The following is a 6,217-nucleotide window of genomic DNA, read 5'->3' as shown; positions in this document are numbered from 1 at the left end:
GCCGAGGGCCGGGTTGCGCACGCAGGCGGCCGATTTCGCGTGGGTCAGGGCTCTCGGTGGGCGTTTCGGGTCGGTGCGGCCGGGTGGAGAGCTGTCCGTGAGCCCGGAGGGTCACGCCCCGGATCCCGAGACGGCTGCCCGGACCCGGGGTTCCTCTGACCTGCGGTTTTGTGGGATCGAGCGGCGAGAGCAGGTGCCGGGGGCCGGGTTGCGTACGCAGGGGGCCGATTTCGCGTGGGTCAGGGCTCTCGGTGGGCGTTTCGGGTCGGCGCGGCCGGGTGGAGAGCTGTCCGTGAGCCCGGAGGGTCAGGGCCCGGATCCCGAGACGGCTTCCCACCCCCGGGGTTCCTCTGACCTGCGGTTTTACGTGACCGCGCGGCGAGAGCGCGTGCCGAGGGCCGGGTTGTGCACCCCGGCGACCGCAACCGCCCACCCACGGCCCGCTCTTCTTCTCCCCTTCCGCCACCACACACCCACCACAACCCGAAACGGCCCGACCCTCTCGGGAAGGCTCCCCGGCGAACCCAACCCGGCCGCCCTCCCTCCGCGCCGTTGCCAGCGCCTTTCCGGCGAGCAACGCCCGGGTCTCGCCGGGGAGTCCAGGGCTCCTGACCGCCGGTGACCACGGGACCGGGCCCACCTCCGCCGGTCCACGCCGACCGTTTAGCACAAGGCCACCCGCTGCCGACCAAGGCGCGACCGCCGGCCGCGCACGCCCGACCCTCTCGGGAAGGCTCCCCGGCGAACCCAACCCGGCCGCCCTCCCTCCGCGCCGTTGCCAGCGCCTTTCCGGCGAGCAACGCCCGGGTCTCGCCGGGGAGTCCAGGGCTCCTGACCGCCGGTGACCACGGGACCGGGCCCACCTCCGCCGGTCCACGCCGACCGTTTAGCACAAGGCCACCCGCTGCCGACCAAGACGCGACCGCCGGCCGCAACGGCCCGGCCCACTCGGGAAGGCTCCCCGGCGAACCCGACGAAAGCACCCACCCGCTCCGCCGTTGCCAGCGCTTTTCCGGCAAGCAACACCCACCTCTCGCCGGGAAACCCAAGGCTCCCGGCCGCCGGTGACCGTGGACCCGGGCCCACCTCCACCAGCCCACGCCGACCGTTTAGCACAAAGCCACCCGCCGCCGACCAAGACGCGACCGCCGGCCGCAAACGCCCGGCCCACCCGAAAAGCCCCCTGGTGAACCTCACCGGACCACCGTCCCGCCGCGTCGCGGTTCGGGGCATGGCCGCTGGTGAGATCCATGTTCCTCAGGGACGACGTCGGCACGATGGTGATCATGCTCAACGGAGTAGCCCCGTCGGCCCCGACGGCGCATTCTCGACCCCATGCATCGGGAGCGGCCGTGGCGGGGTGGTGCGGGTGCCGTTCATGGAGGCGATGCTGCCGGCAGCCTCCGACCATGGGCCTACCCGGTGGATGGTCGCGGTGGGCCGGGCCGGGGCCGTCAGGCTCGGCGGGCGTAGGAGGCGAGGCGGTCGGCGAAGGCGGTTACGAGGTTGCGTAGTTCGTCGGGGCGCTCGATGACGAAGGGGCGGTCGAGTGCGGCGAGTAGCGGCGGCAGCCAGTCGAGGTTTTCGGCGCGTAGCTCGACGTGCTGCCAAGGCTCGGTCGCCGGATCCGCGTCTGCCGCCGAGGCGGGCTCCGCCAGGGTGGCCACGCTCGCCGGAAGGTGGGCGCGGATCTGTTCGACCGTTGCCTGGATGTGCAGCGTCACCTCGTATCGGTATTCGGCCGTGGCGAACCCGGACAACACGCGCTGTGCCGGATCGAGTCCGGCGGGTGCTTCGAACGAGCCGGGCAGGGTCCTCGCGGCGGCGATGCGATCGAGCCGGAAGGTTCGGTCCTCGCCGATCTCGGGGTCGGTGCCCGTGACGTACCACCGGCCCGCATGGGCGACGATCCCGTACGCGTGCAGCGGGCGTTCGCTGCGGCGGTCCGCGCGGTCGGTGTATGCGATCGAGATCGGCCGTCGGTGACGCACCGCGTCGGCGACGGTGAGCAGGACCTCCGCGTCGGGGTGTGCGGACCCGCCGGGCGGAGCCGTGAACGCGAGGGATTCCAGGACCGTGTCGAGTCTGCGAGCCAGGCGCTCGGGCAGCACCCGGCGGATTTTGGCCGCCGCCGTCTCGGCCGCCGTGTCCGCCGTCGTCATCGGCCCCGTCCGGCGGACGGCAGCCAGGCCGAGCAGCACGGCGAGTGCCTCGTCGTCGCCGAGCATGAGCGGCGGCAGGCGGTATCCGGGGGCGAGCCGGTACCCGCCGTAGCGGCCCCGCACCGCCTCCACCGGCACGTCGAGGTCGAGCAGGTGGTTCACATACCGCCGCACGGTCCGGCCGTCGACGTCGAGCCGGTCGGCGAGTTCGGCCACCGTTCGGATGCCGCCCGACTGCAGCAACTCCAGGAGGGTCAGCACGCGCACGGTGGGTCGGGACATATTCGGAGCTTAACGCGAATACCGGGCGGATTCTGTCCTCTATTTGTCCTAGCCTGCGGAGTACAGCCGCTTCGACAATCAGGGAGAACACCATGGACTTCGTCTCGATCCGCATCATCACCGGCGACGTCGCGCGCCTCGTCGAGTTCTACGAGCGGGCCACGGGCGTGCCGGCGACCTGGGCCACCGAGGACTTCGCCGAACTCACCACCACCGGCGCCACCCTCGCGATCGCCGGCACCCGCACGGTCCCGATGTTCGCTCCGGGGTCCGCCCGCCCGGCGGACAACCACAGCGTGATTCTCGAATTCCTCGTCGACGATGTGGACCGCGTGTACGAGAACCTGGCCGGCCTCGTCACCGACTTCGTCAACGAACCCACGACGATGCCGTGGGGCAACCGGGCGCTGCTCTTCCGCGACCCCGACGGCAACCTCGTCAACTTCTTCACCCCGGTCACGCCGGCAGCCATCGAGAAGTTCGCCCGTTGACGCCGGACACCGTCCTCCGCGCGGGAGCACGGGAGATCCCGAGGCTCCCGACGAACGCCTCCGGTGGCCCGGGCCCGCCGAAGGCGGGTGCACGACAACGCATCGCGACCCCTGCACGGAGGCCGATCCCGACGACACGACCGACGGCTCCCATGGAGCGGTCGGGCCCACAGGTCGTCCCGGTGGAGTGCCAGGGCCGAATCGGCGACGGAGCGAGCCGGCGCGGTACGCCTCCGGCTGTCGTGTCGTTTGTCGGTGGGCCCGGCGGACTGATCCGCCGGCGTCGTCGTCACGTATGAGAGTTCATGACGCGTGCCATCGTGGGAGTCCACGGCATCGGGGACTTCCGGAGTGGGAGCCCCACGACGTCGTCCAAGCCCTGGGAGGGGAGTGGCACACCCGAATCGCCGACGGGCTTTGCCGGGCGGGGCTGTCGGGGCCGTGACCGAGTCGTCCGTGGCCTACTACGTCGATCCGCTCCGCAAGTCCGGCCGACAGGGCGTGGGCGACGGCCTCGACGATCCGGATCCCGACGAGACCGAGTGCGCCCACCAGTTGCCGGACGGCGTTCGACCTGCCTGCGGGCATTGCCGCAGGGGAGTCGACCGTTTTGAGGTGGGTCAGGTCGTCGAGACCCTCGCCCGCATGCGTTTCTCGGCTCGCCCGGTACGGCTTTGTTCTCCCGAGGGAACGCCGGCGCGCGAACTCCCCTACGAGGTCCCGCCGGAGGACCAGGTCGACCGGATCACGTCGGCCGGACGATCGTCCTGACGGGGCGCGGTCCCAGGGCCCGACCTGACCATCGCCCATGCGCGCTACGGCAGGTCGAGTTGTGCCCTCGACCGCTGCACGAACGTTGGGAGGCGGCTTCAGTGCTGCCTGAGGGAGCCGAGGAAGGCTTCCCAGGTGGGGGCGGGGAAGACGAAGGTGCCTCGGGAGGGGTCCTTGGAGTCGCGGATGGCCATCGTGTCGTGGTCGAAGTGGGCGCCCTCAACGCATTGGCCGCCGGAGTTGTTGCTGTAACTCGACTTGAACCAAGCGGTGTCGGGCATGGCGGTCATTGATCAAAGCTCCTTGAGTGCCGTACGGATCAGGCTCAGGGACTCCTGGGGGCCCGGGGCGAGCGCTTGGAGATCGCTGAACGCTTCCTCGTACTTCTCGACATCGGCTTCCCGGCGGGTGACCCATGCGTCCGCCAGATTCTCCAGGTAGACGATCGGTTTGAGCGCGGCCCCTTTCGCGAACTTGAGGATGACGAACGGGCCCGCCATCCCCGGGTGCACGCCCAGCCGGTACGGGACTACCTGGACTCGTACGTTGGGGAGTTCGGAGACCTCGGCGATGTGGTCGAGTTGCCCACGGAGCAGCGCCGCGCTACCCACCTGCCGACGGAGCACCGCCTCGTTGACGATGGCGACCAACTTCAGGGGCGCCTGTTGCCGAACGAGTACTTCCTGGCGCGTCATTCGGATGGAAACGAGTCGATCGACATCGTCCGGGGGGAGTGCCGCGTGTGAGATCTGATGGATCGCTCGTACGTAGGCTTCGGTTTGCAGCAGCCCCGGTACGAACTCCGACTCGTAGTTGTGCAAGGAAGCGGCTGTCGCCTCAAGCCCGAGGAATGCCTTGAGACCTGGGCGGATGATCGGCCGGTACTGCTGTGATTGCCACCAGTCACGCTTCGTCTTCGTCACGGCGGCGTAGTCATCCAGGAGCGCACGGGTTTCCGGCGCAGCTCCGTAGATCTCACACAGGGCCATCACGTCGGAAGGCTCGACGACGTAATTCTCGCCCGCTTCCAGCCGAGTGAGTTTGGAGGGGCTCCACAGCAGCCTCTTGACGACCTGGGCGGACTTCAGGCCGGCCTCGATTCGTAGACGACGCAACTCGGCGCCAAGTTGCAGGCGGCACAAGGCGGGTGATGCGGACTCGCTGTCGCCGATCATCTGCGGTCCTCTCCATACCGGATCCAGTGTGTCGGCGGATGTTCCGCCGGAGCAAGAAACGTTCTGCGCCACAGCGGGAGGCTTCGCGCCGGCGGTAGTTCGCCTGGTGGCAGGCGAAAGCTCTCGCGGAATTTGAGTAGCGAAATTCTGCTGTGCCCATACTTTTTGTCGGGCTCATGCCGGCATGCTAATCCTCGTATCTCACACACTGCATTCACTTCCATGCAATCCGTGACGACGAACGTGCGTCCGCATGCCCGGCGAGTGTGCGAGGACAGCTTCCACGGGATCGAACGCAAGGATCCGCGATGTCTCCGTCTCCCCGTAGGTCGTGGTTGAACGACCCGCTCTGGTACCTCCATGCAGCTCGCTACGGGGCCGACCCGTACCCCGAACCTCCGGGGAGTTGCATCACATTGGCCGTCTATCGCGTCGACTCGACGGGCGTGCGGGTTCTGGTGCCGCACGCGCGCCACAAGCTCTACGCCAAGGAGCCATGGTGGGCGCAGCGCGAACCGCCCTGTGGCTGCCCGCTCGTGGACTGTCCGCTGAAGCGGCGTAGCGCCTGATTCTCCTCCCAGCGACCATGTCCCGACGGCCCCGTGGTTCCGCCCGGGCCCGTCTCGCGGGGAGCGCCCCGCGCACGGTGCGTCCCGCGTCGTGTGCGGCGGGGAGGGGCGCCGGGTTGTACGTGTTGCCGTTCGCGGCGACCCGGCGTCCGCTTCCGTTCATGAACTGCCCTGGTGCCGGCTCTCGTTCACGCGTCGCCCCGGCACCAGGGCGCCATGCCCGCAACGCGCCGATGCGGATCGCATTCGTCGCTCGGGCCCGTACGCGATGAAAGCGAGAGGCCACCCCATGGCCGGAGACAGCACGATCCGATTCACGGCCCCCGCCGGCGATCCCGTCGAGCCGCCGCCCGCGCGCACCGGGCAACCCGTCTCGGATGCACCCACGTTTGCGCTGGGTGCCCGGGTTCGTCGCGGGCCCACGCGTTGGCCGGACGGTGGCGAGGTCGTCGGGATCCGCGAGACCGAGGCCGGCCTCGTCCACACCGTTCGCCGCTGGTCCGACAAGTCCTTGTACGACGCCACCGCGGCGGAATTGACGCCGGATCCGGTGGTGTTCCCGAACCGCCCGTGCTGACGGCAGGGGAGCGGCAGTCGCCGTCGGCGGAGGCTTGGCGGTAGTCGCGTTCGCGGCCGATCGCACTGCCGATGTCGAGCGGGTGCCGGTGCGTCTCTCGGCAGTCCGATCAGCCACCGCCGTAAGGGGGGCCCCCATGGGGCGGGCCGCCCATACGGCCGGGGGGGGAGGGGGCTGTTATACACAAATA

General features: G+C 69.6%; 5 protein-coding genes. 2 read left to right on the top strand and 3 right to left on the bottom strand.

Annotated features, from left to right (window positions below):
- Positions 1 to 1,454 precede the first annotated feature (1,454 nt).
- Entirely contained in the window at positions 1,455 to 2,444 is a 990-nt protein-coding gene (locus ACFXMF_RS46215) for a helix-turn-helix transcriptional regulator (RefSeq protein ID WP_379988917.1), read from the bottom strand.
- A 92-nt stretch (positions 2,445 to 2,536) separates the two neighbouring features.
- Between ACFXMF_RS46215 and ACFXMF_RS46210 the strand changes: the two genes are divergently transcribed.
- On the top strand, positions 2,537 to 2,935 hold the full coding sequence (locus ACFXMF_RS46210; protein ID WP_360318752.1) for a VOC family protein: 399 nt from the start codon (positions 2,537 to 2,539) through the stop codon (positions 2,933 to 2,935).
- A gap of 441 nt (positions 2,936 to 3,376) precedes the next feature.
- Complete coding sequence (locus tag ACFXMF_RS46205) at positions 3,377 to 3,706, top strand: hypothetical protein (RefSeq protein WP_379988919.1); 330 nt, start codon at positions 3,377 to 3,379, stop codon at positions 3,704 to 3,706.
- Between the two features lie 98 nt (positions 3,707 to 3,804).
- On the opposite strand, the gene ACFXMF_RS46200 is transcribed toward ACFXMF_RS46205, so the two are convergent.
- Together ACFXMF_RS46200 and ACFXMF_RS46195 are read right to left on the bottom strand one after the other, a co-directional pair.
- Complete coding sequence (locus tag ACFXMF_RS46200) at positions 3,805 to 3,996, bottom strand: DUF397 domain-containing protein (RefSeq protein ID WP_379988921.1); 192 nt, start codon at positions 3,994 to 3,996, stop codon at positions 3,805 to 3,807.
- A gap of 3 nt (positions 3,997 to 3,999) precedes the next feature.
- Positions 4,000 to 4,881 (bottom strand): helix-turn-helix domain-containing protein, encoded by an 882-nt coding sequence (locus tag ACFXMF_RS46195; RefSeq protein ID WP_379988922.1) that lies wholly within the window; start codon positions 4,879 to 4,881, stop codon positions 4,000 to 4,002.
- Positions 4,882 to 6,217 lie beyond the last annotated feature (1,336 nt).

The organism is Embleya sp. NPDC059213 (assembly GCF_042754445.1).
Taxonomy (GTDB): domain Bacteria; phylum Actinomycetota; class Actinomycetes; order Streptomycetales; family Streptomycetaceae; genus Embleya.
This window is presented reverse-complemented; position numbering and strand designations above follow the sequence as displayed.